This is a genomic window from Microcoleus sp. C2D2, assembly GCF_036702495.1.
In the GTDB taxonomy this organism is placed as follows: domain Bacteria; phylum Cyanobacteriota; class Cyanobacteriia; order Cyanobacteriales; family Microcoleaceae; genus Microcoleus.
In genome coordinates this window covers 1-25576 of sequence record NZ_JAUBTO010000026.1, presented here as the reverse complement: position 1 = coordinate 25576, position 25576 = coordinate 1, and the positions used below count along the sequence as shown (strand labels likewise).

Sequence of the window (25576 nt, the reverse complement as noted above, 5' to 3'; positions counted from 1 at the left end):
TCGAATGACTAATACCTTCTGCCTTCGGATACTAGGCTTCCCACCTTTGGGCGACCAATTCAGCCAAGTCAACCACCCGCTGACTGTAGCCCCACTCATTGTCGTACCAAGCCAACAGCTTCACCATGTCGCCGTCCATAACTAGCGTCAAGCTGGAATCCAGGATCGAAGAAGCATCGTTTCCGCGATAATCGCAAGAAACAAGAGGCAAATCGTTGTACTCCAAAATCCCCTTCAGCGGGCCTTCGGCTGCTTCCTTGAAAACTTGATTTACCTGCTCGCTAAAAGTCTTTTTCTCTACCTGAGCCACAAAATCAACTACCGACACATTAGGAGTCGGGACGCGCATGGCGATGCCATTTAACTTACCCTTCAATTCTGGAATGACCAAAGCCACAGCTTGGGCCGCTCCGGTAGAAGTCGGCACAATATTCATCGCAGCAGCGCGGGCCCGGCGCAAATCTCGGTGGCTGGCATCCAGCAAGCGCTGGTCGCCAGTATAGCTGTGGGTAGTGGTCATCATGCCTTTGATGATGCCAAAATTTTCGTGAAGCACCTTCAGCACGGGAGCTAGACAGTTAGTGGTACAGCTAGCATTGCTGATCACCGTGTAGTCACTGTGCTTGTAGTTGTGGTGGTTGACTCCCATCACGTAAGTGCCGACCTCAGGTCCCTTGCCGGGAGCTGTAATCAGCACCTTTTTAGCGCCGGCCGTGATATGCTTCGATGCACCAGCCTGGTCAACGAAGACGCCGGTTGCTTCAATAATCAGATCAATACCCCAATCTTTCCAAGGCAGGTTAAGCGGATTGCGATCGCTCACGCATTTAACTGTCTTGCCGTTGAGAATAATCGAATTTTCATCCGTACTGATGTCCACATCCTTCAACGTTCCCATCATGGAATCGTATCTCAGCAAGTGGGCATTTGTTTTGGGATCGGAAGTGTCATTAATAGCTACCAGTTCGAGCTGGCTATCTTTTCTGCCCAGCCAGCAGCGTGCAAAACTGCGGCCGATACGCCCAAAACCATTGATCGCGACTCTAATCACCTTGTACCTCCTAACGATAGCAGCCCCTAGCGAGCGGCTTAAATTTTGGAAAAATTTAAGAATTGACTTATGAGAGAAGATCATATCGCAAAGGTCGATCCTTTCTAACTTTTTGTGTTTATCAAAAAAGCTGGAACTTTTGCAAGAAGGCAGAAATCGCAAGCCAGAAGGCATTCGTCTTTGGGCGGCTTGTTACTGGTAAAGCTGATGGGCCGCAATATAAGCCCGGACAACTTCCGGGACTAAGTAGCGCAGGTCGATCTTTTCGGCACAGCAGCGGCGGATGTGGCTCGACGAAATCTCGATCGCAGGCATGGACAGCACCTCCCAGCGAATTTCCACGTCCAAAAGAGCCATTTGTTCGGCAACTCGCCGGCCAACAGCATTTGCCTGAACCTGCATCCTGTCCCCCCCGGAATCGAGGGGCTTTCCACCCGGATAATCTCCCCACTCGGACACTCCCCCAATCTCCACGGTTTCTCCTGTTTCCCCATCTCCCTGACTCGGACGCGGGGCCACCAACCAGTCGCACAACCCGCCAATTTCGCCGCACCGGTGCCATTTGGGGAGAGTAAGCAGTGCGTCGCTACCAATAATCCAGTACCAGCGCGAGCCTGGATACAATTTTTGCAAATACAGCAGGGTCTCGATCGCAAAAGAACTGCCTCTGGGATTTGCCTCCGGCGGCGAAAGTAGGAAGTCTGGGCGATCGCCGATCGCGAGAGCGAGCATTGCCCGCCGCTGCTCGAAACTTGCCAAATCCGGGCGCCCTTTGTGAGGAGGAGAGCGATCTGGTACCCAAATGACTCGATCGAGACCAAATTGACTTGCAGCCGTCTCTGCCACCAACACATGACCCCAGTGAACCGGGTCAAAAGTCCCCCCAAAAATCGCTATTTTCCGCATATTTCCCAAAAATCAGGATTAATACAGACATGGCGTAAATTTTATGTTTTTACGCTTGTGAGCAAACCTGACGGTCAACCGAGTACCGTTAGACCGCAGGCTTCTTTTTCCCTCAAGGCAAGGGCTTTTTTGAGTGACCCATAAGCACCGCCACTTTCTTCATTACTGTTTCAACGTGCCAAAAAGTACATTGAAAATCAGCATTCTCCCGAAATATAATTGGCCCGATCGCCAACAAAGGACAGCCACCCCGAGAGATCGAGAGGCGTGGATTCGGGGTACGGAGGCTTATAAGGCCTCCTTTAGCCGAAAGCAGCCTGGGTACAAGCCCCCGGATTCATTGGTCGAGCCAGAAAAAAGCTCCGAATCCCGATCGCTATCCCCCGGATTTATCTGTGGGGTCGCTTTCTTCAATTCTTTAATCGAAAATCGCAAATCGAAAATCGATTAACTCCCCTCTAAATAAACGCCTGGGACGAATCGGCTGATAGTTAACCATAAGCTCGTTTATTATAAAACCCTCGCTTCACATCGGGGACAAACTCCTGGACGACCCTAGTTTTGACGATCGTCCTGGACGCTGAAACCTGGTTTTTTAACCCCCTTACTTCGTTCAAACCTTCAATCCGAGTTAAACAACCGATTTCCGAGTGTCGGAGTGCGTCTAGGACTGGATGATTAACCTGGCCACTATTAATCCCAACTTGTTTTGAGTGCGCGATCGATCGCCTGAGCATTCGTTTGTTGGCGGGCGAAAAAGTTTTGACCGTAGATATACTTAGCGCAGTGGTAAAAATTTTAAGGTCTGCCAAGAGCATCCATCGGCTTCTCAATCCAACCAACGATCTGGTTTGCTCAATGGCTTTTCGACTAACTGCATAACTTGTATATATACAGTCCCGTAAAAATATATACTATAGCGGAGATCGTGTCAATCTCTGACTTGGGCGAGAAAATGACCGTAAAAGTAGATTTATGACTATAAAATGAGCGAAATTTTGTCATACGTGGTAGTGTTTGTAAATCCTTATGGGTTTTCCCTCAATCTTGGTAAAAAAGTTGTGGGGATTTTGCTGCCGTATCCGAGCACAGCAGGCGGATAGAAATAGAAAGAATGCAGGAGTATGCAACCACCCAAAATTAGTCTATTGGCCCAGACCCCAGATCCCGTTTTCTGTTACCTGCAATTTTCGAGCTGTGACTGTTCCGGAAAACTACTCGGTACTAAGTCATATAGGATACAAGAGAAACATCTCTACAAGTCCCGCAAATCTAGGGACGCGCAGAGAATTTTGTACAAAATCTCTAGCGAACTGTATCCTGAAAAAACAATTCTTGATATGATATCGCGTGTTATTGGCGTGGTGTGGTGTGTGAGGAGCGAAGATGCCGAGTTCTGTTGATTTCAGCGGTAGACCATTTCATTTTATCGGCATTGGTGGGATTGGGATGTCAGCCCTTGCCTACATTCTAGCTAAACGCAAGTTGCCTGTGTACGGCTCCGACATTAAATCGAGTCACATAACCGAGCGCTTGCAAGGAATGGGAGCTCATATTTTTTGGAGTCAAGACGCCAACAATTTTGAATTATTTCAAACGGCCCTTAACGGTAGCAGTCCCGACCGCGGGCCACAGGAAAGGGCCGTATTCTCGGCAGTCGCTGGTACGGTAGGGGCTTCTGTCGCGACAGCCGAAGCTCTGCAATTGAACGGCAACGGTTCAAGCGCCCAAGCAATTCCGGGATTACCTCAAGTAGTATGTTCGACGGCAATTCACCCGGCAAATGCCGAATATCGAGCTGCTTTAGATTTGGGCTGTCCGATTTTTCATCGCTCGGATGTGTTGGCAGCGTTAATTCAAGATTACCAAAGCATAGCCGTAGCGGGGACTCACGGCAAAACTACTACTAGCAGCTTAATCGGCTTCATGCTGATGGCTGCGGGTCTAGACCCGACGATCGTGGTAGGAGGCGAGGTAAATGCTTGGGAAGGCAATGCCCGTTTGGGGGAAGGCCCCTACTTAGTTGCCGAGGCTGATGAATCCGACGGTTCTCTCGTCAAGCTGGTAGCCAAAATTGGCATAGTGACGAATGTGGAACTGGATCATCCAGACCATTACGAGACCCTCGACCAGGTAATAGACACATTTAAGGTGTTTGCCCAAAACTGTCAAACCTTGGTGGGCTGCATAGACGACCAAATCGTCAAAGACTGCCTTGGGCCTCATGTCAGTTATAGCTTGCAGCCGGAAAGCGGTGCTGACTACACGGCTTCGGGCGTTGAGTACGGAGCCGAAAGCACCAAGGCCCGCATTTGGGAGCGAGGAGCTTTGCTAGGGGAAATGGAGTTGAAGTTGCTAGGCACACACAATCTCAGCAATGCACTAGCTGCGGTAGCAGTGGGTCGATTGTTGGGGTTAGAGTTTTCGGCGATTGCCACAGCGATTGCCGGGTTTGAAGGCGCTCGCCGCCGTTTTGAGGTGCGGGGTTTTCACAATGACATCCTGTTTGTGGACGACTACGCCCACCACCCCAGCGAAATTCGTGTCACCTTGGCGGCGGCTCGCTTGCGCATTGAAGGTAGCGAAAAGAATCCCAAATCCCGAAGAGTGGTTGCCATTTTTCAACCCCACCGTTACAGCCGGACTCTGACTTTTTTGCCAGAATTTGCTCAATCTTTTGGGGATGCTGATTTGGTTGTGGCTTGCGATATTTATAGTGCTGGAGAAGCGAATTTAGGAGAGATTAGCGGGCAGCAGGTTGCTGATTTGATTGCTAAAGAAGGCCGAGAGGTTGAGTTTCAGTCTTCCCTGGAGTCGGTAAGTAAGTTTTTAACCGAAAATCTGCAACCGGGGGATTTGGCTCTGTTTTTGGGTGCTGGCAATCTGAATCAGATTATTCCAGAGGTTATGGCTTTTTATCAACAAGCCGATCGCCCGGATTAGCTCGATCGCCGGCCCCTTCGAGTCGATCGACAGCCTCTGCGGTGCAGGTTGTACCGACACTGCTGAAAGAACGGCTCGCTCAAAAGGGCGGCATAAGTTACGTAAAGGAATTTTCAACCACGTCTTCTCGAAGCAGGTATTTTTAAGGATTTTCAAGATGGTGACTATCTCGAATGACTCCTCTGTTAAGGACAATCGGCGAGTGTATTCTCCTATTTCTTTGCGGGGAACTGATTGCAAGATTAACTCCCAAGTTTCGCTGGCGGGCCTGACTTCGTTCCGAGTCGGCGGCCCTGCCGAGTGGTACGTTGCTCCCCGCAGTATGGAGGCTTTGCAAGCGAGTTTTGCCTGGGCACACGATGAAGGAGTGCCGGTGACTCTGCTGGGTGCGGGTTCTAATTTGTTGGTGAGCGATCGGGGTTTGTCCGGTTTGGTCGTCGCCACTCGCTACCTCAAACAGGTGAATTTTAATCCAGAAATAGGTCAACTTACAGCCGGGGCGGGGGAGTCAATTCCCCGCCTTGCTTGGTTGGCGGCTAAACGCGGCTGGAAAGGTCTCGAATGGGCAGTCGGCATACCGGGCACCGTGGGAGGGGCTGTGGTGATGAATGCAGGCGCTCACAGAGGCTGTACTGCTGATATTCTGGTCAACGCTCGCGTCCTATCTCCTGGTGGCAAGGTGGAAATTCTGACTCCCCAAGAGTTGGAGTACCGCTACCGGACTTCGGTGCTGCAAGGGGGCGATCGGCTAGTAACAGAAGCGACTTTCCAGTTGCAGCCGGGATTCGAACGATCGCAAGTAATGGCAGAAACTAATAGCCATTTCAGCCAGCGGCGGACAACTCAACCTTACCACTTACCGAGCTGTGGCTCAGTCTTCCGCAACCCCGGCCCCAAGACGGCAGGTTGGTTCATCGAACAATCGGGACTGAAGGGATACCAGATCGGCGGGGCGCAAGTAGCTCAGCGCCATGCTAATTTTATTCTTAACTGCGGGTCGGCAACGGCCAATGATATTTTTCAAGTGATCCGCCACGTTCAACAGCAAGTCGAGCAGCGGTGGTCGCTGTTGTTGGAGCCAGAAGTTAGAATACTGGGAGAGTTTCCCTTCTAAGGCATCATTGAAGTAATACGGAAACGGCAGACTGCCAGCCTACACACAATCAAAAAGTAGTTATGACAAAATCAGGATCGGGATTTGGCTTCGGCTTGGGCAAAATGAAAGAACTGACTGAAGCTTTCAAAAAAGCTCAGCAGGTTCAAGAAGGAGCTAAAAAGCTCCAAGAAGAGTTGGATGTCATGGAAATTGAGGGAACAGCAGGCGGCGGCTTGGTCAAGGTTTTTCTCAGCGGCAACCAAGAACCCCGCCGCGTGGAAATTTCGCCGGATGCCCTCGGTGAAGGTGCTGATGTGGTTTCTGAACTCGTCACGGTGGCGATGCAGGATGCTTACGCTAAGTCTACGATGACGATGCGCGAGAAAATGGAAGAACTCACTGGCGGACTGAATCTCCCCGGTTTTGGTTAGTCATTAGTCATCAGTCATTAGTCATCAGTCATTAGTCATTAGTCATTGGTGATGGATGTTTAATAACGGCTTGATAGCTAATGACTGGTTGATTGGTATGAAGCAGGAAACATTGGTAATTGGAAGGAAAAATCTTCTTTCCTCTTCCTTCCAATTACTAATTACCAATTACCAATTACTCAATACCAATTACTAATTTAATGTCTTATAAATTATTGTTTGTCTGTCTCGGAAATATCTGCAGATCGCCCTCAGCAGAAAATATTATGAATCACTTAATTGAACAAGCTGGTTTGAGCGATCGTATCACGTGCGATTCTGCCGGAACTGCTAGCTATCACATTGGCAGCCCCCCTGACAGGCGGATGGCATTGGCGGCGAGGAAGCGAGAAATTGAATTGTTAGGCGAAGCCCGCCAATTTAAAAGGCAAGATTTCGAGAATTTTGATTTGATTCTGGCGATGGATCGGGAAAATTATGGGAATATTCTTGCTCTTGATAATCCTGGAAGATATAAAAAAAAAGTGCGGTTGATGTGCGACTTTTGCCATAAATATGACCTGAAAGAAGTGCCAGATCCTTATTATGGTGGGCCGGAGGGATTCGATCGAGTAATTGATTTACTGTTAGATGCCTGCGAGGGTTTGTTGGAGTACGTTGTCAGTCAGGAAGGCTTAAGGGTTGGTGGCCAGAAGGAAAGTTAGAAAATTGCGATCGACAGCTACTGTAAACTCTCGATGCGATGGGACACTATATTTTCTCTCTTGTGCTGTACCCAAGACTACTCGGGGATTTAACAAACTTTTGCAAGCTGCAACTGTTGGTAAAAATTTAGAAGTTATGACTGTGATTCTTAATAAAGAAAGTAGGAATCCTGCTGCTAAATCTCTCCCCCGGCGCGGATTGAATAGGAAAGCGAAAACTAAAGGCAGCCAAATAATAGGTAAGGTTGTTACTAGAAATCCTACCCAAATTGCTAAAAGGCAGCAAACATAGCGGTCGGAATAAAGACATCCTATTAAAACAATCAATGTATTAGCCAGCAAAACGTCAAGGTGAGCATTAACTATGTGCTCGTTCAATACCATGGGATTGACTAAATATGCCATTGTGTTCAGGCTGTGTCGGAATTTTTGAGTAATCGCCAAATCCAGTAAGCATTGAGTGAATGATTGTTGACTGTTGACTGTGAGTCAAAAAAATGAAAATTGCGCGAATTATTTGTTGCCCTCGGGATTCTACTTTACGCCCGACTTTCGAAGCGCGGATTTGATATCATTCCGGCAGTCCGGCCGGAATTGATATAAAACGCTCTGTAAAACTTGGTGATTCGCATTGATGTCATAGCAATACAGTAAACCAGGGAAGCTGCTAAGCTGTTGTGCATTTAAATTGTATATTTCGAGTCCCGATCAAAAATCGTCAAATCCTCTCCCCCTCTCCCCTTCACCCCCTCTCCCTCTCTAATACCATAGGCAATCTAGATGCAACACAGCTTAGTGCGGCCGCATATAGAATTTTATGATTTTTTAAGTAATTGTTGATTATGCTGTTATTCATCAAAAAAATGGGCGGAGCGTAGCGGAGGGTGGAAACCCCGTCCTTTTAGGACGGCTTTACGGTTCGCCAAGAGTTGTAAGCCAAAAACTTACAATCCGTGGGCTTTGCGTTTTGGCACAGGCGTTTTCCTGTATCAAGGTTGTGCAGGAAGACAGCGAGATTTCTGAATATCTTCGCCACCTACATAACACTTGCCGTATTTCGGATGCTTGACAATTCCCCCACGCTTTAATCCTTGTGACATGGAGCCACCATAAGGACGGCGATATCCGTTTTTCCCAGGATTGAAGACGTGTAATTGCCTGCGATAAATGCGGATGGGCTTACATTCCATTACCAATGTGTTTTCTGGTGATGTATGACCACCTACCAACAAGTAAGCTAGTACCCAGGAATCGACACAATGGGCGTCAAAACCATTAGACAACTTTGCTTTGGATTTTTTCAAACCCCATTTTTGACGAGTTGAGTAAGTGTCGGTATAGCTATCAAACTTGGTGACGGGTGCAATTCTTTCTAATTGGGAATAACACCAATTTTTGCCGACTTCTAAGGTCGAAAATGACTTGTTCCATTTACGAGAACCTTTTTTGGCTACTGCTTTTATATCCTCAATTCCAATGTTTGAGATAGGAAATAAGGCATCAAAGACTTTAACTACTCGGATTTTGAACTGCCAGCGAGCTTTAGTGCTGGGAGGAATCGGGCCCCGCTTGCGGTTTTGACGGGGTTTGCGGCAAGGTGTTTTACGATAGCGCCTCGCACGTCTGGCATTTGTACTTGTCTCTTCAGACTCCTTGACCCAATCAACAGCATGAAATTGCTGATTTAAGTAGGTGTGAGCTTTTGATTTGACTGTGTAACCCTCACGTTTAGAACCCGGATCGATTCCAACTGCTACGGGTTGAGTATGACGATTTGAAGGTTCAACGTTTAAGCGAACACAAAATATCCCTTTACGGAAAAACGGTGTTGCTTTTTTAGATTTAATCCAACGCTCTGCTCTTGCGGGTGTTGTTGGCATTAAAGGACGCTGAGCTCGATCGACTACGGGAACATATTGGATGGGGTTGGTTTAGCGGTAAGCCTAACTGTTTAATTTCCTTCGACTTTGACTAAGGTCGTGGTTACGGGTTAGTTCGAGCGCCTGTAACGTCCAATGAAAGTGCCACATAAGAGTTAGTTCAAATTGGTTTCTCAACCGTTGTCTAGTCCTACTTGCGCTTGTTTTCCACCTATGGCTTGGCTTCCTTACAAGCCCCATCCCTTTAGGGTGGGGTTAGTGACGTTTGTGTGACAATTGCTGGTGATTTTATTGGGCGAGCAAGCGTTTGCGGTTATCTGACTAAATGGTGTTCCATCGCAAAGCGAACGAGTTCTGCTCGGTTGTTGCTTTCGGTTTTTCTGAACAAGCTGCTGACGTGCTTTTCGACAGTTCGAGGGCTGAGGTGGAGCCGATCGCCTATTTGAATATTAGAAAGACCTTCTGTCAGCAAATCTAGCACTTCTCGCTCTCGCTGAGTCAAACTCGGAGCATTTTGGCTTGTGTATGCGCGTGAAGCGGAGCTATCCCGTAGGGAATCGTCGGTTTCTGACTTTTGAGTAAAAAAATCCGATTCTGGCTGGCCGTGGGCTCTGCTGCGTGCCTCTGTTGGCGTCGGTTCTGGTTTTGGGGAATGAGACGGTGCCTGAGCGATTAGAGCGTAGCGATCGAGCAAAGAGCGAATTACCGCCCCCAATTCTTGGAGTTCAAAAGGCTTAGCCAGATAATTGTCGCACCCCATCTGATAGCCGCGAATCCGTTCCTGCGTGCTCGTGCGTTCCGTCAAAAAAATCACCGGCAGCAAGCGGAAAGCGGGACGAGTCCGAACTCGCCGCACGAATTCGTAGCCATCCATCTCGGGCATTGTAATGTCGGTAACAATCAAGTGGGGCTGAAATTCCTCTACCAAACCTAAAGCTTCTTTGCCATTCTCAGCAGGGATTACAGAGTATCCGGTAATTTCCAGATAATCGGTAATCGACAAGCGAGTCGCGAAATCGTCGTCAGCAACCAGAATCGTCAAGGGCATGAGGGGAATTTAAAAATTAAACCTTAAAAATTAAAAGTGACTAATTTCACTTTTAATTTTTAATTCTACTGTTTAATTCTGTTTATAACTTGCTGTTAAAGTAGCAGGCTGCCCTAATGTTCCCTCCAAAGCTACGCCGCGCCCGTTTGCTGCCAAATGCCGCAGAGTTTTGTAAATTGTCTCGATTTGCTCTGGCTTTCCTGCTTTTTTGGCTATTTCTGAGACAGACAGAGGTTTTTGGGCGTCTTTGAGCACTTGCAGTACCCGTTGCTGCAAGTCCAATACAGCCGCGGCCGCTTTTTTGCCTGCTTCGACGCCCGGTTGGTGATAGGCATTGACATTCACCAAGGAACCGTAAAAACCTACGGCTCTTTCGTAGAGGGCGATTAATGCTCCTACTTCCCGAGGGTTGACTTGGGGAATTGTGACAGTAATCGAATCTCGGTGATTTTCGTACAAAGCTTGTCGAGTTCCCTGCAACAAACCAGACAAATAATCTCCCGAAGTGACGCCGGTTTCTACTTCTGGGGAAATGCCTTGCCTGTCTTGCAAAACTTCGATAAATGTTAGGAAGAAATTCGGCACGCCGTCTCGCAGTTGCTGGACGTAGGCGTGTTGGTCTGTGCTGCCTTTGTTGCCGTAAACTGCGATTCCTTGATGAACTGTGTTGCCGTCTAAATCTTGCTGTTTGCCTAGAGATTCCATGACTAATTGCTGCAAATATCGGCTGAACAATAGCAGGGAGTCTTTGTAAGGCAAAACTACCATGTCTTTTTCGCCGCGTCCGTTGCAAGCAAAATACCAACTCATGGCTAACAGGGCGGCAGGATTGTTTTTAATGTCGGGAATTCTTGTAGCTTCGTCCATCACTTTAGCGCCGTCGAGCATCGCCTGAATGTCGATGCCTTGCAAAGCTGCGGGCAAAAGTCCTACTGCTGACAGTTCCGAAGTGCGCCCTCCCACCCAGTCGGCCATCGGGAAGCTGCCAATCCAGCCTTCGGATTTGGCTAATTTGTCTAGTTTGCTGTCACATCCAGTGATGGCAACTGCCTGTTTGGCGAAGTCGAGTTTTTGGGCGGCGAAGGCTTTTTGAACTTCTATCATGCCGTTGCGGGGTTCGGGGGTGCCGCCGGATTTGGAGATTGTAATTACTAGGGTGCTGGCGAGTTTGTCTTTGATTTTGTTGAGAATTCGATCGATCCCGGCTGGGTCAGTGTTGTCGATAAAATGAATTGCTAGGGGCGGAATGTCTGGGGATAAAGCTTCGGCGACAAATTGGGGGCCTAGGGCGGAACCACCGATGCCGATCGAAATTATGTCGGTAAATTGCGGAGCAAAGGGCGGTTTAATATCGCGGTTTTGAACTTTTTTGACAAATGTTTCGACTTGTGATATACCTTCGACTATTTCTTGTTTTAATTCTGGAGTGGGAGCTAAATCGGGGTTTCGCAGCCAGTAGTGGCCCACCATGCGGTTTTCGTCGGGATTGGCGATCGCACCTGCTTCCAAAGCTGCCATGTCTTTGAAAGCTTTGTCAAATTTGGGCTTCAGTGCTGCTGCGAAAGCGTCGTCGAATCCCATGCGGCTGATATCGAGGTAAAGTCCCAATCCCTCGTGATAGTAAAGCCAGTCTTGATAGCGTTGCCAGAGTGCTGCGGCGTCCATAGGAATTCTCTACAATTTTTTTAATGTTCGATCGGGGTCGTCAGGAATCCACCAATTGTAGTTTAAAACGATCTGATGTACGGCTTTTGCAGAATCCCAATAAATTTAAGCATTAGTCGTCTGAAGGCAGCCGGAGCCGAAGGCAGCCAAACCATTCGGCAGAATTAAACAAGAAAAATATGACTTGGGCAACACTCTTGCTAGGTAGATCCCCGATTGATGGCAACACCCCATAGATAGATCGAAAGTCAAGCAGCAGCGGCACAGAGTTTTAAATGTGGTCGAGGTTGGGCTTTGGGCCCTGGTTTAACAATATTCAAATTCGGGCGATCGGGATCTGTAAAATAGGCATTGCAGTCAGGTTAAATATACTTTTAGCTGTCACTCAATAATCGGCTAAAAATATAGTTAACAACGGTCAACTATCTGAAGTGTAGTATAATATACAGATATTAGAATTAAAGTGCGATCGACTATGCTTGCTCTATCTCCCGAATTAAAAGAAAGGTTAGCAACTCCGCTCAAAATCGGCGATTTTGAAGTTAAAAGCCGCGTCCTGCAATCGCCCTTATCCGGCGTTACCGATTTGGTATTTCGCCGCCTGGTGCGCCGCTACGCGCCGGATTCGATGATGTACACGGAAATGGTAAACGCTACGGGTTTGCACTACGTGAAGCAACTGCCGAGAATTATGGAAGTTGACCCGAACGAGCGCCCGATTAGCATTCAATTGTTTGACTGCCGGCCGGATTTCTTGGCAGAAGCGGCCCAGAAAGCAGTGGCAGAAGGAGCGGATACTGTTGATATTAATATGGGCTGTCCGGTTAACAAAATTACTAAAAACGGCGGCGGTTCTTCCCTGCTGCGCGACCCGAAAACGGCCGAGGCAATTGTGCGGGCTGTTGTGGAAGCGGTAGATGTTCCTGTCACTGTTAAAACTAGGATTGGTTGGACTGACAAAGAAATTAATATTTTGGAATTTGCGAAGCGGATGGAAGATGCGGGAGCAAAAATGATTACCGTGCACGGCCGCACTCGATCGCAAGGTTACACCGGCCCGGCAAAATGGGAGTGGATTCGCCGAGTGAAAGAAGTTTTATCGATTCCAGTTATTGCTAACGGGGATATTTTTTCTGTGGAAGCAGCGATGCGATGTCTGGAAGAAACCGGCGCGGATGGAGTAATGTGTTCGCGGGGAACTTTGGGCTATCCTTTTTTGGTGGGAGAAGTTGATTATTTCTTGAAAACAGGTGAAGAAAAGATAGCTCCGACACCAATTGAACGCCTCGAATGTGCTAAGGAACATTTGCGAGCTTTGTGGGAATATAAAGGTGAAAGCGGTGTCTGCCAAGCGCGCAAGCACTTAACCTGGTATGCTAAGGGTTTCCCGGGCGCTGGGGAATTGCGGGGCGTGTTGGCTGTGGTAGAAACGGTTGAACAAGGTTGCGATTCGATCGATCGCGCGATCGAGCAATTGCCCGCAAGTTGAAATAAACTTAGATATTGCACCATTGTTAATAAGCCTTTCACGGGCGGGCTCTCCTGCCCACCCCACAATAAAATCTAATCTTTGTGGAACAGGCATCTTGCCTGTTCTTGAGAATGGTGCAAGCTAAAATAAACAAAACCCACCTCTGGGGGCTAAGATTTAAGACAAAGTTAAAAATTTGTGTGTGGGGGAAAGCATGGACTCATTAAAAGGGCGAGATTTATTAAGTCTGGCAGATTTAAGCATTGACGAATTAAATTATTTGCTGGATCTAGCAGCCAGTTTAAAATCCGGAATGGTCAAGCTGAAACGCAATAAAGTTCTCGGCTTGTTATTTTCCAAAGCTTCAACGCGAACGCGGGTAAGTTTTACGGTAGCAATGTATAAATTGGGAGGGCAAGTGATTGACCTCAATCCCAACGTTACACAAGTCAGCCGCGGCGAACCTTTGGTAGATACAGCCAGGGTTTTAGACAGATATTTAGACATTTTGGCGATTCGGACTTTCGAGCAAAAGGACTTAGCAACTTTTGCCAATTATGCGAAAATTCCTGTGATTAATGCGCTGACAGATGACGAACACCCATGTCAAGTGCTGGCGGATTTAATGACAGTAAAAGAGTGTTTTGGCAAGCTAGAAGGATTGACCCTGACTTATTTTGGCGACGGTAACAACATGGCAAATTCGCTGATGTTGGGCTGTGCAATGACCGGGATAAATGTCAGAATTGCTTGTCCTGAAGATTTCGGCCCGAATATTGAGATTGTGGAAAAAGCTAAGGCAATTGCTCAGGGAAAAACAGAAGTTACTGTAACTGCTGATGCGGAAGCGGCTGCTAAGAATTCTCAAGTGATTTATACTGATGTTTGGGCGAGTATGGGACAGGAAGAGGAAGCAAAAATCAGGATTCCTTTGTTTGAACCCTATCAGGTAAATGAACAATTGCTGAAGTTAGCAGATAAGAATGCAATTGTACTGCACTGTTTGCCCGCACACCGGGATGAAGAGATTACCGATGCAGTGATGGAAGGCAGTCAATCGCGCGTTTGGGATCAGGCAGAAAATCGGATGCACGCTCAGCAAGCTTTGCTCGCAAGCATTCTAGAAAGCGATTAGGAATAGAGAAGGGAAGAGAAGAATCGCCCGACTGAAGAACAAGAGAAAAGCCATTCTCTCTATCTCTTCTATTCTCTTTCTCTGCGCCCTCTGCGCCCTCTGCGGTTAACAAAAAAAACATAATTCACAAATGAAGAGAATTGATACAGCCGTTTTCAATTTGATACCAGAGGGGGCAACATTGCCTGAATGGCGATAGAGAAAGCGGGAAATTCGATCGGTGAAATGCTCGCAGTTTCCGCAAGAATTACTTCGCTTTGATACCCATTTTCAGTAGGTTCTCGAAAAACGTGCAGTTGTCGCTCATTCACATTTAGCACCCAATAATCGGCAATTCCCGATCGCGCGTAAGCTTTGGCTTTAATTTCGCGATCGAAAGTTAAGCTGCTGTCTGCCAGTTCGATAATGAGATATACTTCTGAGGGAGTGGGATGGTGAGTCGCACAGTCAAACGGATCGATTCTGACTGCGGCGATATCTGGTTCGGGTTCAGAATTGTCATCGAGTGCGATCGGATCTTGGGTATAAACAGCAGCCTGATTTCCCAAAAGATTGTTCAGCAGGTTAGCAGTGCGTCTAGTGGCGGAAGCGTGAACAGTTCCTTTTGAACTTATTTTTATAATATTTCCTTCAATTAATTCGAGTCGTTCTTCTGGATTAAAAATTCCGATTTCTCCCAGCTTGTGATACTCTTTAACTGTCCATTTACGGAGCGTGAAAGGGGCTTCAGTTGTTAGCATATCTCGATTGATAAATTTATAATTTGATGTGGGATGATTTTAACTGGTTTCCAGGCAGAGCCTGGGAACCGATATCTAGAGGCTCTGCCTCGCAAGCTTTTATCGAAATTGGAGGCAGAGCCTCCGGATATGCGTTACCAGGTAGAGCCTGGTAACGAGTAGACCGGTTAAGATGCTCCGAGATTGATTTTGGTGACTTCACCGGCGACAACATTAACTGTTTGTTGAATTTGACTTCCGTCAACTTTCAACTGATAAGTTCCCGGAGAAAGCTCGATCGCCCCAAACCATCCTTTACCATCGGCGCGCAGTTGACGCACCTTGGCAGCAGCATCGATCGACTGCAATGTCAAGCTGGCACCGTCGCAAGTACGCGCGGCGAAGCTATCCCGTAGGGAATCGCACCGCTGCAAATTTCCGGCGATCGCACCTGTAGTCGGCCGCGACTTCCAAGGCATATCGGGAACCGCTGCTGCTGTCGCCCACACAGGCTGAGTTTCATAGGTTTTGCCCGTCGCAGCATCAACGTATTGACTCGGCACAGAAAGCGCCCTGTAAAACAAATCGTTGCTTTGGGGAACGTATTTCCAAGGCTGGCGGGGCAAATCACCGCTACCGCCCGATCGCAGTTCCACATTCGTGTAGACGTTGCTGCTAGCGTAGGAATACAGCACCGTACCGGCTACGTGATTTCCTTTTGCAGAGGGATCTTCGGCGCGGCGAACCTGCGCTAGGGTGTCTTCGATGTAGTTGAGGTAATTGCCGGGGCCGATCGCAATTTGGCGGTTGTACTGGTGGTCTTTGGCGTACTCGATCCAGCGGTCATAAGCGAGTTTTTGCGATCGTTTGTACTCGCGCTGGTAAGTCATCGGCATCGCCATGTCTACGATCCCTTCTTCCAGCCAAGCGCGCCAATCTTGCAATACTTCTTTGTAAGGCTGCGTTTGATACCACCCTGCATCATTTGTGGGGCCGTCTCCCCAGGCGATCGTGGCGGCGGTAATTTTAACGCGCGGTTTAATCGCAAGGCTTTCTACATAAAGCTTCCGGACTAAATTTGTCACCTGTTCGCGCCGCCACTGCATCCACGCGGGATCCGTGGGTGAGGGTTTGCCCGATCGACCTGTTTGCTGATTGAAACGGGCGATCGCAGTCGGATTGTAGCCCCAAGTCGGCCCGCCGTAGCGCACATAATCCAACTGTACGCCGTCCACATCGTAGCGCTTCAGCAAGTCCAAATAGACGGAAACAGTATAATCTAGGGCGTCTGGATGGCCGGGATCGAGGAAACCGGGTGCTTCCCCCCCGTAAGTCAGCATCGCCCAATTGTCGTTTCCTGGGGCAGAAGGCCCGTGTTGCTGCCAAACGTGACCGGCGGGAAGTTTGCTGCCCGAAACCACCGGCAGCGTCACCATCCAAGCGTGTACTTCAATGCCTGCGGCGTGGGCTTTGTCAATCAAATCTTGCAGGGGATCGAAACCCGCCGGAACGTTAGGATCGAGGGTGCGGGGTTCGATCGCACTCGTGTAAAAAGCATCGCCGCGGCGGCGGACTTGGGCGACGATCGCGTTGGCATTTGCCCGCTGCGCGTCTGCGATCAATTTTGTGACTTCTTGAGGGGTTTTGAAGCCGGGGTTGAAGGCGTCCACCCAGAAGGCGCGAAATTCGGCGGTTTGGGTTTGCGGGGGCATAGTTGCGCTAGCGCGGGATGGGAAGTTGGAGAACCAACCAGGAGTCAGCAGAAAACTAATTGTTAAGCCAATCAGGAACAAGCTTGACAAAAAGAATGTTTTGGTATTTCGCATCAGAAATGTGTGAGAGAGCGTTTAACAGTCCTTTACAGACTTTTGGTTTGAGCGTCCGCTTGACATTTTCGCACAATGGTACATTAAGTGGGCAAATAAGTAAAATAGGTATTGCAAAACACACGCTTGCAGAAAAAGTCGATCGGGCCTCTTACACCCTTCTCGGTATAAAATTATCTTCTTCCTTCTTCTTCTTTCTTCTTCCTTCGTGTCCTTCGCGTCTTCGCGGTTCAATAATACTAACCCTATTTAGTCAATTTAACAAAAACTGCTTGAACTTCATCATCGCTGGCAAATTCTCCAGCTTCCGCCTCGGCGACCCCTTTATTAATCTCATCAAGCAGCCCTTGATAGATATCCAGGTAAAAAGCGATCGCTTCGTTCAAAACATAAGTTAAATTGCGATCGGTGACAGTAGCGATCGCCTTCAGCGCCTCTTTTTTTCGCCATCAAGGAGAAATGTAAAACTTTCTTGACTCATGGCTGCCCTTTTCTGTTATGGGAAGAGAGTAAACTGGTACTATGATAGCGTATAGATTCCTATTTTCGCGAAAATAAACTGAACTCGCGATCCTCTTCGAGGGCTTCGCTAACGCACTTTTTGAACAAATGATAGTACCGCACTTTCAAACGCTAGCCCTTGCGGGTAACAGCTACTCAACTGCAAGCAATTTACTCGATCGAGTAGATGGCTGGCGCCAAGAAGCAACCCGAAAGTTGCAGCAAAGCCAGAGAGGAGAAAAGGGACAATTTTTAACACCTTCCTCAGTCGCAAGTTTGATGGCGGCAATGTTTGAATTTAACTGTCCCGATATATCGCTTTTAGATGCCGGTGCAGGAATTGGTTCCCTGTTAGCAGCAGTTGTTTGCGAGCTTTGTCAGCGCCCAAACAGACCGCGTAGCCTGCACGTTACAGCTTATGAAATCGACCTTATTTTGATTGAATACCTCAAGCAAACTTTAGAATTGTGCAGTATTGAATGTCAGCATTTTGGGCTATCTTTTAACTGTGAGGTTCGCGAAATAGATTTTATTCAAGACAGCGCCGATATGTTGCAGCCCAATCTATTCACAAAACCAGTAAAACGGGAATTTACCCATGCAATTATCAATCCTCCCTATGCCAAGATAGACGCTAAATCCCAAGCCCGAACCTTGCTGCGTTCTATAGGACTAGAAACCAGCAATCTCTACGCTGGCTTCACAGTTGCTGCCGCTCACCTGCTCAAACCAAACGGTGAATTAGTATCGATTACTCCCCGCAGCTTTTGCAACGGTTTATACTTTCGAGATTTCCGCAAAGTATTCCTTCAAATGATGGCTTTGCGCCAAGTACACATCTTTGAATCCCGACAGTTGCCATTTCGCGATGATGCGGTGCTGCAAGAAACTATTATTGTGCGCGCCACCAAACAAATAGAACAGCCAGATACTGTACTAATTACCTCAAGCAGCAGCGCGGGCGACGACCTGGTTTTGTCTCACCAACTGCCCTATACCGCCTTAATTAATCCCAAAGATTCCGAGCAATTTATTCGGATTTTACCGGATTCTGTCAGCCAGAAAGTAGTCGAGCAAATAGCTCAATTTACTTGCACCCTAGAGGAATTAAGCTTAACAGTTTCTACCGGAAAAGTGGTAGATTTTCGTGTTCGCTCTGACTTGCGACTAAAACCTGAGAACGGTACAGTTCCGCTGATTTATCCCGCACACTTCTCGGCTGGCGGTGTTGAATATCCCACAGCAACGAGAAAGCATCAAGCTTTAGCTGTCACGGAAAAAACTGCTGCACTCCTCGTACCTAACGAACATTATGTTTTGAGCAAGCGCTTCTCGTCAAAGGAAGAGAAAAAGCGAATTGTTGCAGTTGTCTGGGATGCCAATAAAATTAATAGTTGTAGCGTGGGTTTTGAGAACCATTTGAATTACTTTCACCAACAGGGACGCGGGTTAGACCTCACCCTGGCGCGGGGATTGGCAGTTTATCTAAATTCGAGTTTGGTAGATGCGTTTTTCCGACTGTTCAACGGACACACTCAAGTTAATGCTACGGATTTACGCAATTTGAAGTATCCTAATGTAGAGCAATTACTTTTACTTGGTAGTGAAATTGGAGACATATTTCCTACACAGCGGGAGATCGATCGACTTGTCGAGAGACAACTGCTTAACGCGACCAATCCGTTAGAAAATAGCCCGATGACAATCAAGAACCGTATTGATGAATCTCTAGAAATACTTGCAGCGCTGGGTTTTCCAAAAGGTCAGCTTAACGAACGTTCCGCCTTAACCCTTCTGGCTTTGCTTGACCTCAAGCCAAAGGATGCTTGGGAATCGGCGAAATCTCCACTTCGGGGAATCACACCAATTATGGAATTTATGGAGCAGCAATACGGTAAAAAGTATGCGCCACATACGCGGGAAACTGTGCGCCGCCAGACTGTGCATCAGTTTCTAGATGCAGGTTTAATTGTTGTTAATCCTGACAGTCCCGAACGTCCGGTGAATAGTCCAAAAACTGCATATCAGATACAAGAAAGTGCTTTGGAACTGCTGCGAACTTATGACACTTCTGACTGGGAAAAGAATGTTCGCGCTTACCTCGTTCATTTTAACGGAGAAAAATTATTGCAGGCTTATTCCAAAAATTCAAATATTTGTGAGTCTGAATGATGCTAAAATACACTATTTATATGGCTGCCGCTGGCATCGGAATGACATATACTGTGATGCAAGCGGTTTAGTTGACCGGAATTGTCGATCGCACTCAGTAAATTAGATAAATAACTCGCCAAAATATCTTTGCAATGAAAAAAAAGCATAACGCTGGATTGTGGGTATCAGTATTGTATTTCGCTCAAGGTCTCCCTTACACCGTCGTTAATTTAATGTCGGTGATTTTTTTGAAAGGTATGGGAACCAGCAACGAGCTCATCGGCTTGACAAGTCTTTTGTCTTTTCCCTGGGTATTAAAAGGTTTGTGGGGGCCAGTTGTTGATTTGTATTCCACCAAACGCAAATGGATTTTAGCAACCGAAATCATTTGTGCTTTTCTGTTTGCTTTCCTAGCTTTTGGCGTATTAACGCCGGCACCGATTATTATATCGCTTGTTATCTTTACGGCGATCGCCTTTGTGTCAGCTACTCACGACATCGCCATTGACGGATTTTATTTAAACACTCTCAATAAAGACCAGCAAGCCTTGTTTGTCGGGGTTCGCAACACGGCTTATAGAGGTGCTGTCATTGCAGGTAGCGGTGTATTGGTGTTCTTAGCCGGGAAACTGGCCGAACAGCATTTAGTCACCGGAAATACAGGCGACACCAAAATATATCAAGACATTCCGCTGTCACTTTTCGGTTCGGATTTTAGCGTGTCTGCGCTTAACTACGGATGGGCGACAGCCTTTGGCATTTGTGCGATTATATTTGTGCTGATATATCTCTTTCAGCGGTGGTATCTTCCCTATCCTCGAAATTACGATCTGGAATCCGACACCCCCCAACAAACAACAAGCTTTATCGAAGCCTTTAAAACTTATTTTCAGCAAGATAAAATTGGTTGGATTGTTACTTATGTCTTGATTTTTAGGTTAGGCGATGCCTTGACTTTTAAAATGGCTCCGCCATTTTTAATGGATAAAGTGGAGAAAGGAGGATTAGCAGTTTCCACATCGGACATGGGTCTGTTATCGGGTACGATCGGGGTAATGTTTCTGTTAATTGGAGGTTTGCTGGGCGGCTATTTAATTGCAAAACAAGGATTGAAAAAATGGATGTGGCCGACGGCAATTCTGCAAAATTCAACTAACGTGCTGTATTGGCTGTTGGCAATCAATCAACCGGGGATTGAATGGGCTTATGCCGTAAATTCGATCGAGCAATTTACTTACGGACTTGGCGTAGCTGCCTATACAGTGTTCTTGATGCGGACTGTCCGCCCTGAATACGAAGCATCTCACTATGCAATTACAACGGCTTTTATGGCCGCAGGAGTGCTGATTCCGGGCGTTTTTAGCGGCTACTTGCAGGCGGATCTCGGCTATCAAAATTATTTTTTGATGAGCGCGCTGGCAGTGATTCCCGGTATGCTGACCATTTTCTTTCTGCCCCTAGAAGATGAGAAAAAATTAGCATCCATGCCCAGGCCTGGACTGGACGATTTCGATTAATATCAAGTCCGGTCGCTATAATTATAAGATCCGGGTGGGGCGGGTTTACCCGCGCTGCACAATTTGAGGATGATTCTTGTGGGGTGTCCCGCCTGCTGTGAAAATACACGCCTTCGGGCGGGACGCCCATCCCACAAAACAATCAAAATCATCCCGCAATTATGCAACGCCGGTTTACCAATGTCTGCACTACTTTTCCTAGATTTCGGTGAACCCGCCCCAGCAGGAATATTGATGTTTTTAATCATCGAATGAGTATAAATTCTGTGTGGCGTTCCTAAGATAAAATCAGGACACAACATTGTTATGTCCCTACCGAATATCTGTATTGCCAGCCGCCAACTAAATCGCAATAAAATCACTACCTGTTAGCGGACTACTTGGAATGCCAGTAATACTGGCAAGAACTTCGCCGTTACTGGCAATTTCAATCGTCGTTATAAAATCGCCTGGAGTAACTTTCAGTTGGTTGTACCTCAAACCTCCGCTCAAACCGATTAAATCTTGACCCTTTTGAAAGTCTATAAATGTATCTGTACCGGCGCCTACTCCTAACACCAACACGTCGCGTCCAGCGCCACTAATTAAGAGATCCGCACCCACTCCGCCAACGAGCGTATCGTCTCCTTCTCCACCGCTCAAATTATCATCCCCTTTGCCACCGAATAGCTGGTCGTTGCCGACACCACCGCTGATAATATCGTTGTTTTTATTGCCGGTGAGAGTGTCGTTTCCCCCATTACCAATGATAATATCCTCCCCTGCAAAACCTGAGGCTGTATTGTTGGCATCGTCGCCTAGTAATTGGTTAGCTTGCGATGGATCGAGAGCAGTTGTTATTGCACCAACGGTTCCTAAAAAGGAGCTTCCCGGAGCGGTTCTGAATTGCTCTAAACTGCTGCGCGATCGCAGCGATGTTCCCAAGGCCGACAGTGCAAAGTCTAAGCCACCTAACAGCTCTAAATAATCAGAATCTGTGAAAGTGAAATCAGGGCGGTTCAACTGGTCTACAGAGATTTCTGTCTGAGTCAAACCGGGAGGAGGAGCAGTTAAAAAACCGCTTTGGACGTGCTTTTCCAAGACAAGTAGCGGGTTAATAATCGGGTTTGTATATGTTTGAAGAACTACTTTTCCGGGGAGAAAAGCTTCTCCTCCCAAACTAACAAAATCGCCGCTAACTATGTAGTGAGTTACATTTTTTCCGGCGCCGGCTTTCTGCTTAAATGTATTGACTGTGCTTTGAGCAACTCCGGGAGAATTGAAGGTGACAATATCTCCGATAGTAGAGGTAAATTCGGTGGCGGCTAGTTGCGTTAAAGCACCGCCCAAGCTGTGTCCGAGAAGATCGGGGGGCAAGCGGCGGGGGTTTTTTGCTGTATCTTGACTGATTTGTGTCAGCCAATTTCCTAATGCCTGTTTGTTGGCTTCAAATTGGTTGAAACCGACGCCGCGCTTGTCTGCGTTGCCAACTTCGTCTATGAGCGAGTCGGTGCCGCGAAATACTAAAACGGGCGGTTTGTCTGGGGTGGTGGAAATTAAGCCGATCGCGTGAAATCCAGTCCCGGGATCGTCAAAGGTGCGATCGATTAGGTAGCCAGCAGCGCTCAAACCCGTTTGAACTAAAGTTTGAAACAGGGGGTTGTTATCTACGTAAACAGCTTGTTTGGCTATATTTTCGTAAGCGGCGGGGGAGGAGGGCATATTTTTTTATTTCCTGTCGTTAGATTGGGAATTAGTGTTTAAGCTACTTAATTAAGTTTACTGTAAACTACGTTTATTAACCATATTAATTGGTCATATTCCGTTGCTTTTTAGGGAGAAATTTAGCCAAAAAAATTTGAGGAAAAACAATCTCGGTACCAAACCCGCCTCGGTTTCGCGCCACCCAAACTAGAAACTTTTCTCGCACTAAAGCTATACAATATCTACCCGCGTAATATTGCTTGCCACTACGCCTCTGAGAGTAGCCAGAATTTCCCCAGTAATCGGGATAGTAATTAAAGCTCCGTCAACACCTTGGGTTACTCTAATTTGAGGAAAAGTTAGACCCCGCGACAGTGCAATTAAATCTTCACTATCTTGAAAATCTACAATCACATCTGCTCCGCCGCCGGATTCCAATACAAAGCGATCGCGCCCCGCGCCGCCAATTAAAAAATCGTTGCCAAACTCGCCGGAAATCAAATCGTTTCCGTTGCCGCCCTCGAAATAATCGTTATCTCTGCCGCCGTACAAGAAGTCGTCGCCATCACCACCGGTGATGCTGTCATTACCTCGATTGCCTCTGAGAGTATCGTTACCGCCGTTGCCGATAACTGTATCCTCTCCAGGGCCCCCGGTAGCAGTATTGTTGCGAGCGTCGCCTGATAAATAATTCGGTTGCAAGGGAGCTAAACCGAATTGCATTTGTCTGATTAACTGCACAAAAGAAAATTCGGGTGCTGTTCTCAAACTCTCTGCACCCGCTCTGGTTCTGATGGGTATTGACACATTGGGCAGGGCAAAATTCATCGCAGCGATAAACTCGTTAAAATCTGAGTCGTTGTTATAAGCAAACTCGGGACTGTTTAATTGTTCTACAGAAATTTGCCTCTGGAAAAAATCCGCTGGCGGATTAGTTAACAAATTTTCAGTTCGATGTTTTGCCAAAACAGTTAAGGGATTAATACTAGGGTCTGTAAAACTTTGGAGAAATACTTTTCCCGGCAGAAATGCTTCGCCAAACAAGGTGACGAAATCTCCGCTGACAATGTAGTGATTGACATTTTTGTTGCCGACTCTGGTGAGATTTCTCCGAAAAGTGTTGAAGGTACTCGCTGACACTCCCGGAGAGTTGAAAGTAAAGATATCGCCGGTAATAGATGTGTATTCGGTCGCTACAATTTGAGCGACAGCTCCGCCCCAACTGTGACCGATGACATCGGGCAATAACTTGCTGGGGTTTTTACCAGTATCTTGACCGATTTGTGTCAGCCAGTTTTGGATGTTATCTTTGTTCTTTTCAAATTCGGGTAAACCAATGTCCCGGGAGTCGGAAAATATAGCTTCGCCGTCGATGAAATCTGTACCTCGGAATACGAGGACTGGCGGTTTTTGGGGGTCGGATGAACCGAAGCCGATCGCATAAAAGCCGGTTTCTGGGTCGTCGAATATGCGATCGATATAGTAGGCATTAGTCTCCAGGAAACGCGCAACTTCATTTTGCGCGTTCGGTTTTTGATTCAAAAAAACAATTGACTTAGCCAGAGCTTCATAAACAGCAGGCGAGGCACTCATAATATTATATTTTGTGTATGTTGGTATTGGCGATCGCTCAAGCTTGAGCTAAGTGTCCAATCAGCCATTATAGCTGACAAGATTTGTATGGTACACTTGATAATATCAACTCAAGAATCAAGTTTTTGCGGTTATGGCTATCCTTCGTCAATACATTGCTCCATTCATAGCGATATTAGTATTTTTTGCGGCTCTGGTAGCAGTCAGCGCTCGCATCTTTTTGCCGGCTGACATGGCTGCCCCGGCACCGATTGAGGAAGCGATCCCCCAAAAGCAAGCGGCAGTAGTGAATCCAATTTTCTTGGGGCTAAATTATTGGGCTCTCAGTGTCCGGTGATCTGATGTCTGCTCAACTAATACCGGGCTACGGGCTGCGCTCGGGATCGGGACTCGATCGAGCAAAACTGGTAAAGTTTATGCACCGGACATACCGAGAGCTTTACCCGGATGGGGAATTGGGACATTTGGCTCAAACTGTCGAGCAGTATTTTTCTAACCAGACGCCGGTTTGGTGGGTAGAGTGCCAGAAAAACAGCCAGGAAGAGGCAGAAATTTTGCCGGTGCTTCCCTCGCAGTATCTCAATCCCCAATCTCAAGTCCAAAATCTCCAATCGGTTGTCGGATGTTTGTGGTTGGGAAATGCGATCGACCAAACCACCGGAGAACGTTACGCTCACATTTTTTTGCTGTACGTAGCACCGGAACATCGCCGTCAAGGAGTCGGTGCAGCTTTAGTTATTCATGCTGAAAATTGGGCGCGGGAAAGGGGCGATCGGCAAATTGGTTTGCAAGTATTTCTCAGCAATCAGCCTGCGGTGAATCTCTATCAAAAATTAGGCTATCAAAGTCATTCCCTCTCGATGCTCAAGTTTCTTTGAAAAATAAAAGGTACTGTTTGTAGTAAGGAGGAAGAGTCCTGATACAGAAAGAAGCTGAAAAATTCGTGGCTTTATCAAGGAAATTGGGTCTAAAACCCTGTCCTTCTAGGACGGCTTTAATTTCTTAAATCCCTGACTAAAAGTCAGGAAATTGCTAGTATACTAGAGTAGTCAAGGTTAAACTCCTGCGCCCGGAGTGCATAAAAACAGTTAACGACACACTTTGGCGCGTAAACGGGGGACTCATAGCGGCGAAAACTAAACAGCTAGGGGCTTAACACAGTTCCTTTAACCTCATATGTTGCACCATTGTCAATTAACCTTTTATGAACAGGCAAGATGCCTGTTCCACAAGAAAATTTATCTTTTGTGGAA

The 25576-nt window shown here is 47.2% G+C and carries 21 protein-coding genes; 11 read left to right on the top strand and 10 right to left on the bottom strand.

Translation table 11 applies throughout. The features are described from left to right. Nucleotides 1-31: 31 nt before the first annotated feature. A complete protein-coding gene (locus QUB61_RS11345; protein ID WP_333130393.1) occupies nt 32-1051 on the bottom strand; it encodes a type I glyceraldehyde-3-phosphate dehydrogenase in 1020 nt (339 codons plus the stop codon). Between the two features lie 192 nt (nt 1052-1243). Continuing rightward, complete coding sequence (gene nadD / locus QUB61_RS11340; protein WP_333130395.1) at nt 1244-1957, bottom strand: nicotinate (nicotinamide) nucleotide adenylyltransferase; 714 nt, start codon at nt 1955-1957, stop codon at nt 1244-1246. Nucleotides 1958-3343: 1386 nt separating this feature from the next. Between nadD and murC the strand changes: the two genes are divergently transcribed. The 5 genes from murC (at nt 3344) to QUB61_RS11315 (ending at nt 7423) form a co-directional block, all read left to right on the top strand. Further along, complete coding sequence (murC, locus tag QUB61_RS11335) at nt 3344-4900, top strand: UDP-N-acetylmuramate--L-alanine ligase (RefSeq protein WP_333130399.1); 1557 nt, start codon at nt 3344-3346, stop codon at nt 4898-4900. A gap of 157 nt (nt 4901-5057) precedes the next feature. Next, nucleotides 5058-6014, top strand: coding sequence for a UDP-N-acetylmuramate dehydrogenase (gene murB, locus QUB61_RS11330; RefSeq protein WP_333130401.1), 957 nt, complete (start codon nt 5058-5060; stop codon nt 6012-6014). A 62-nt stretch (nt 6015-6076) separates the two neighbouring features. Continuing rightward, on the top strand, nt 6077-6427 hold the full coding sequence (locus QUB61_RS11325; protein ID WP_333130404.1) for a YbaB/EbfC family nucleoid-associated protein: 351 nt from the start codon (nt 6077-6079) through the stop codon (nt 6425-6427). A gap of 200 nt (nt 6428-6627) precedes the next feature. Continuing rightward, nucleotides 6628-7131: a low molecular weight protein-tyrosine-phosphatase gene (locus tag QUB61_RS11320; RefSeq protein WP_333130406.1), complete on the top strand. Its 504-nt coding sequence runs from the start codon at nt 6628-6630 to the stop codon at nt 7129-7131. 100 nt (nt 7132-7231) lie between these two features. Then, on the top strand, nt 7232-7423 hold the full coding sequence (locus QUB61_RS11315) for a hypothetical protein (protein WP_333130409.1): 192 nt from the start codon (nt 7232-7234) through the stop codon (nt 7421-7423). A gap of 697 nt (nt 7424-8120) precedes the next feature. Here the strand turns inward: QUB61_RS11315 and QUB61_RS11310 are convergent. The 3 genes from QUB61_RS11310 to QUB61_RS11300 form a co-directional block, all read right to left on the bottom strand. Continuing rightward, the gene (locus QUB61_RS11310; protein WP_333133414.1) at nt 8121-9011 is read right to left on the bottom strand and encodes an RRXRR domain-containing protein; all 891 of its coding nucleotides are present in this window, start codon (nt 9009-9011) and stop codon (nt 8121-8123) included. A gap of 313 nt (nt 9012-9324) precedes the next feature. Further along, the gene (locus tag QUB61_RS11305) at nt 9325-10059 is read right to left on the bottom strand and encodes a response regulator transcription factor (protein ID WP_333133413.1); all 735 of its coding nucleotides are present in this window, start codon (nt 10057-10059) and stop codon (nt 9325-9327) included. Nucleotides 10060-10131: 72 nt separating this feature from the next. After that, nucleotides 10132-11724: a glucose-6-phosphate isomerase gene (locus QUB61_RS11300; protein ID WP_333133412.1), complete on the bottom strand. Its 1593-nt coding sequence runs from the start codon at nt 11722-11724 to the stop codon at nt 10132-10134. Between the two features lie 475 nt (nt 11725-12199). Here QUB61_RS11300 and dusB point away from each other — a divergent pair, with 475 nt between their 5' ends. Both dusB and argF read left to right on the top strand, forming a co-directional pair. Then, nucleotides 12200-13213 carry a tRNA dihydrouridine synthase DusB gene (dusB, locus tag QUB61_RS11295; RefSeq protein ID WP_333133411.1) on the top strand — a complete coding sequence of 338 codons (1014 nt, stop codon included), beginning with the start codon at nt 12200-12202 and terminating at the stop codon, nt 13211-13213. Nucleotides 13214-13409: 196 nt separating this feature from the next. Next, nucleotides 13410-14330 (top strand): ornithine carbamoyltransferase, encoded by a 921-nt coding sequence (argF, locus tag QUB61_RS11290; RefSeq protein ID WP_333133410.1) that lies wholly within the window; start codon nt 13410-13412, stop codon nt 14328-14330. Nucleotides 14331-14485: 155 nt separating this feature from the next. On the opposite strand, the gene QUB61_RS11285 is transcribed toward argF, so the two are convergent. The 3 genes from QUB61_RS11285 to QUB61_RS11275 all read right to left on the bottom strand — a co-directional run bounded on the left by QUB61_RS11285 (nt 14486) and on the right by QUB61_RS11275 (nt 17261). Further along, nucleotides 14486-15070 (bottom strand): Uma2 family endonuclease, encoded by a 585-nt coding sequence (locus QUB61_RS11285; protein ID WP_333133409.1) that lies wholly within the window; start codon nt 15068-15070, stop codon nt 14486-14488. 167 nt (nt 15071-15237) lie between these two features. Continuing rightward, entirely contained in the window at nt 15238-16875 is a 1638-nt protein-coding gene (locus QUB61_RS11280; RefSeq protein WP_333133408.1) for a family 10 glycosylhydrolase, read from the bottom strand. A gap of 245 nt (nt 16876-17120) precedes the next feature. Beyond that, nucleotides 17121-17261 (bottom strand): hypothetical protein, encoded by a 141-nt coding sequence (locus QUB61_RS11275; RefSeq protein WP_333133407.1) that lies wholly within the window; start codon nt 17259-17261, stop codon nt 17121-17123. Between the two features lie 223 nt (nt 17262-17484). Here QUB61_RS11275 and QUB61_RS11270 point away from each other — a divergent pair, with 223 nt between their 5' ends. Both QUB61_RS11270 and QUB61_RS11265 read left to right on the top strand, forming a co-directional pair. Continuing rightward, nucleotides 17485-19548, top strand: a complete 2064-nt coding sequence (locus tag QUB61_RS11270) for an Eco57I restriction-modification methylase domain-containing protein (RefSeq protein WP_333133406.1) — start codon at nt 17485-17487, stop codon at nt 19546-19548. 134 nt (nt 19549-19682) lie between these two features. Continuing rightward, nucleotides 19683-21047: an MFS transporter gene (locus QUB61_RS11265; protein WP_333133405.1), complete on the top strand. Its 1365-nt coding sequence runs from the start codon at nt 19683-19685 to the stop codon at nt 21045-21047. A gap of 342 nt (nt 21048-21389) precedes the next feature. On the opposite strand, the gene QUB61_RS11260 is transcribed toward QUB61_RS11265, so the two are convergent. Together QUB61_RS11260 and QUB61_RS11255 are read right to left on the bottom strand one after the other, a co-directional pair. Beyond that, nucleotides 21390-22748: an Mbeg1-like protein gene (locus QUB61_RS11260; protein ID WP_333133404.1), complete on the bottom strand. Its 1359-nt coding sequence runs from the start codon at nt 22746-22748 to the stop codon at nt 21390-21392. A gap of 213 nt (nt 22749-22961) precedes the next feature. Then, the gene (locus QUB61_RS11255; protein ID WP_333133403.1) at nt 22962-24323 is read right to left on the bottom strand and encodes a calcium-binding protein; all 1362 of its coding nucleotides are present in this window, start codon (nt 24321-24323) and stop codon (nt 22962-22964) included. Between the two features lie 133 nt (nt 24324-24456). On the opposite strand from QUB61_RS11255, the gene QUB61_RS11250 reads away from it, so the two are divergent. After that, nucleotides 24457-24660 (top strand): hypothetical protein, encoded by a 204-nt coding sequence (locus tag QUB61_RS11250; protein WP_333133402.1) that lies wholly within the window; start codon nt 24457-24459, stop codon nt 24658-24660. 4 nt (nt 24661-24664) lie between these two features. Beyond that, nucleotides 24665-25201, top strand: coding sequence for a GNAT family N-acetyltransferase (locus QUB61_RS11245; protein ID WP_333133401.1), 537 nt, complete (start codon nt 24665-24667; stop codon nt 25199-25201). Nucleotides 25202-25576 lie beyond the last annotated feature (375 nt).

What these genes read in the sequence shown, in the direction of transcription:
- QUB61_RS11285 (WP_333133409.1), bottom strand. Translation starts at nt 15,070, where the DNA reads ATGCTAACAACTGAAGCCCCTTTCACGCTCCGTAAATGGACAGTTAAA.
- QUB61_RS11305 (WP_333133413.1), bottom strand. Translation starts at nt 10,059, where the DNA reads ATGCCCTTGACGATTCTGGTTGCTGACGACGATTTCGCGACTCGCTTG.
- QUB61_RS11280 (WP_333133408.1), bottom strand. Translation starts at nt 16,875, where the DNA reads ATGCGAAATACCAAAACATTCTTTTTGTCAAGCTTGTTCCTGATTGGC.
- QUB61_RS11300 (WP_333133412.1), bottom strand. Translation starts at nt 11,724, where the DNA reads ATGGACGCCGCAGCACTCTGGCAACGCTATCAAGACTGGCTTTACTAT.
- murC (WP_333130399.1), top strand. Translation starts at nt 3,344, where the DNA reads ATGCCGAGTTCTGTTGATTTCAGCGGTAGACCATTTCATTTTATCGGC.
- QUB61_RS11270 (WP_333133406.1), top strand. Translation starts at nt 17,485, where the DNA reads ATGATAGTACCGCACTTTCAAACGCTAGCCCTTGCGGGTAACAGCTAC.
- dusB (WP_333133411.1), top strand. Translation starts at nt 12,200, where the DNA reads ATGCTTGCTCTATCTCCCGAATTAAAAGAAAGGTTAGCAACTCCGCTC.
- QUB61_RS11260 (WP_333133404.1), bottom strand. Translation starts at nt 22,748, where the DNA reads ATGCCCTCCTCCCCCGCCGCTTACGAAAATATAGCCAAACAAGCTGTT.
- QUB61_RS11265 (WP_333133405.1), top strand. Translation starts at nt 19,683, where the DNA reads ATGAAAAAAAAGCATAACGCTGGATTGTGGGTATCAGTATTGTATTTC.
- nadD (WP_333130395.1), bottom strand. Translation starts at nt 1,957, where the DNA reads ATGCGGAAAATAGCGATTTTTGGGGGGACTTTTGACCCGGTTCACTGG.
- argF (WP_333133410.1), top strand. Translation starts at nt 13,410, where the DNA reads ATGGACTCATTAAAAGGGCGAGATTTATTAAGTCTGGCAGATTTAAGC.
- QUB61_RS11245 (WP_333133401.1), top strand. Translation starts at nt 24,665, where the DNA reads ATGTCTGCTCAACTAATACCGGGCTACGGGCTGCGCTCGGGATCGGGA.
- QUB61_RS11310 (WP_333133414.1), bottom strand. Translation starts at nt 9,011, where the DNA reads ATGCCAACAACACCCGCAAGAGCAGAGCGTTGGATTAAATCTAAAAAA.
- QUB61_RS11250 (WP_333133402.1), top strand. Translation starts at nt 24,457, where the DNA reads ATGGCTATCCTTCGTCAATACATTGCTCCATTCATAGCGATATTAGTA.
- QUB61_RS11255 (WP_333133403.1), bottom strand. Translation starts at nt 24,323, where the DNA reads ATGAGTGCCTCGCCTGCTGTTTATGAAGCTCTGGCTAAGTCAATTGTT.
- murB (WP_333130401.1), top strand. Translation starts at nt 5,058, where the DNA reads ATGGTGACTATCTCGAATGACTCCTCTGTTAAGGACAATCGGCGAGTG.
- QUB61_RS11325 (WP_333130404.1), top strand. Translation starts at nt 6,077, where the DNA reads ATGACAAAATCAGGATCGGGATTTGGCTTCGGCTTGGGCAAAATGAAA.
- QUB61_RS11320 (WP_333130406.1), top strand. Translation starts at nt 6,628, where the DNA reads ATGTCTTATAAATTATTGTTTGTCTGTCTCGGAAATATCTGCAGATCG.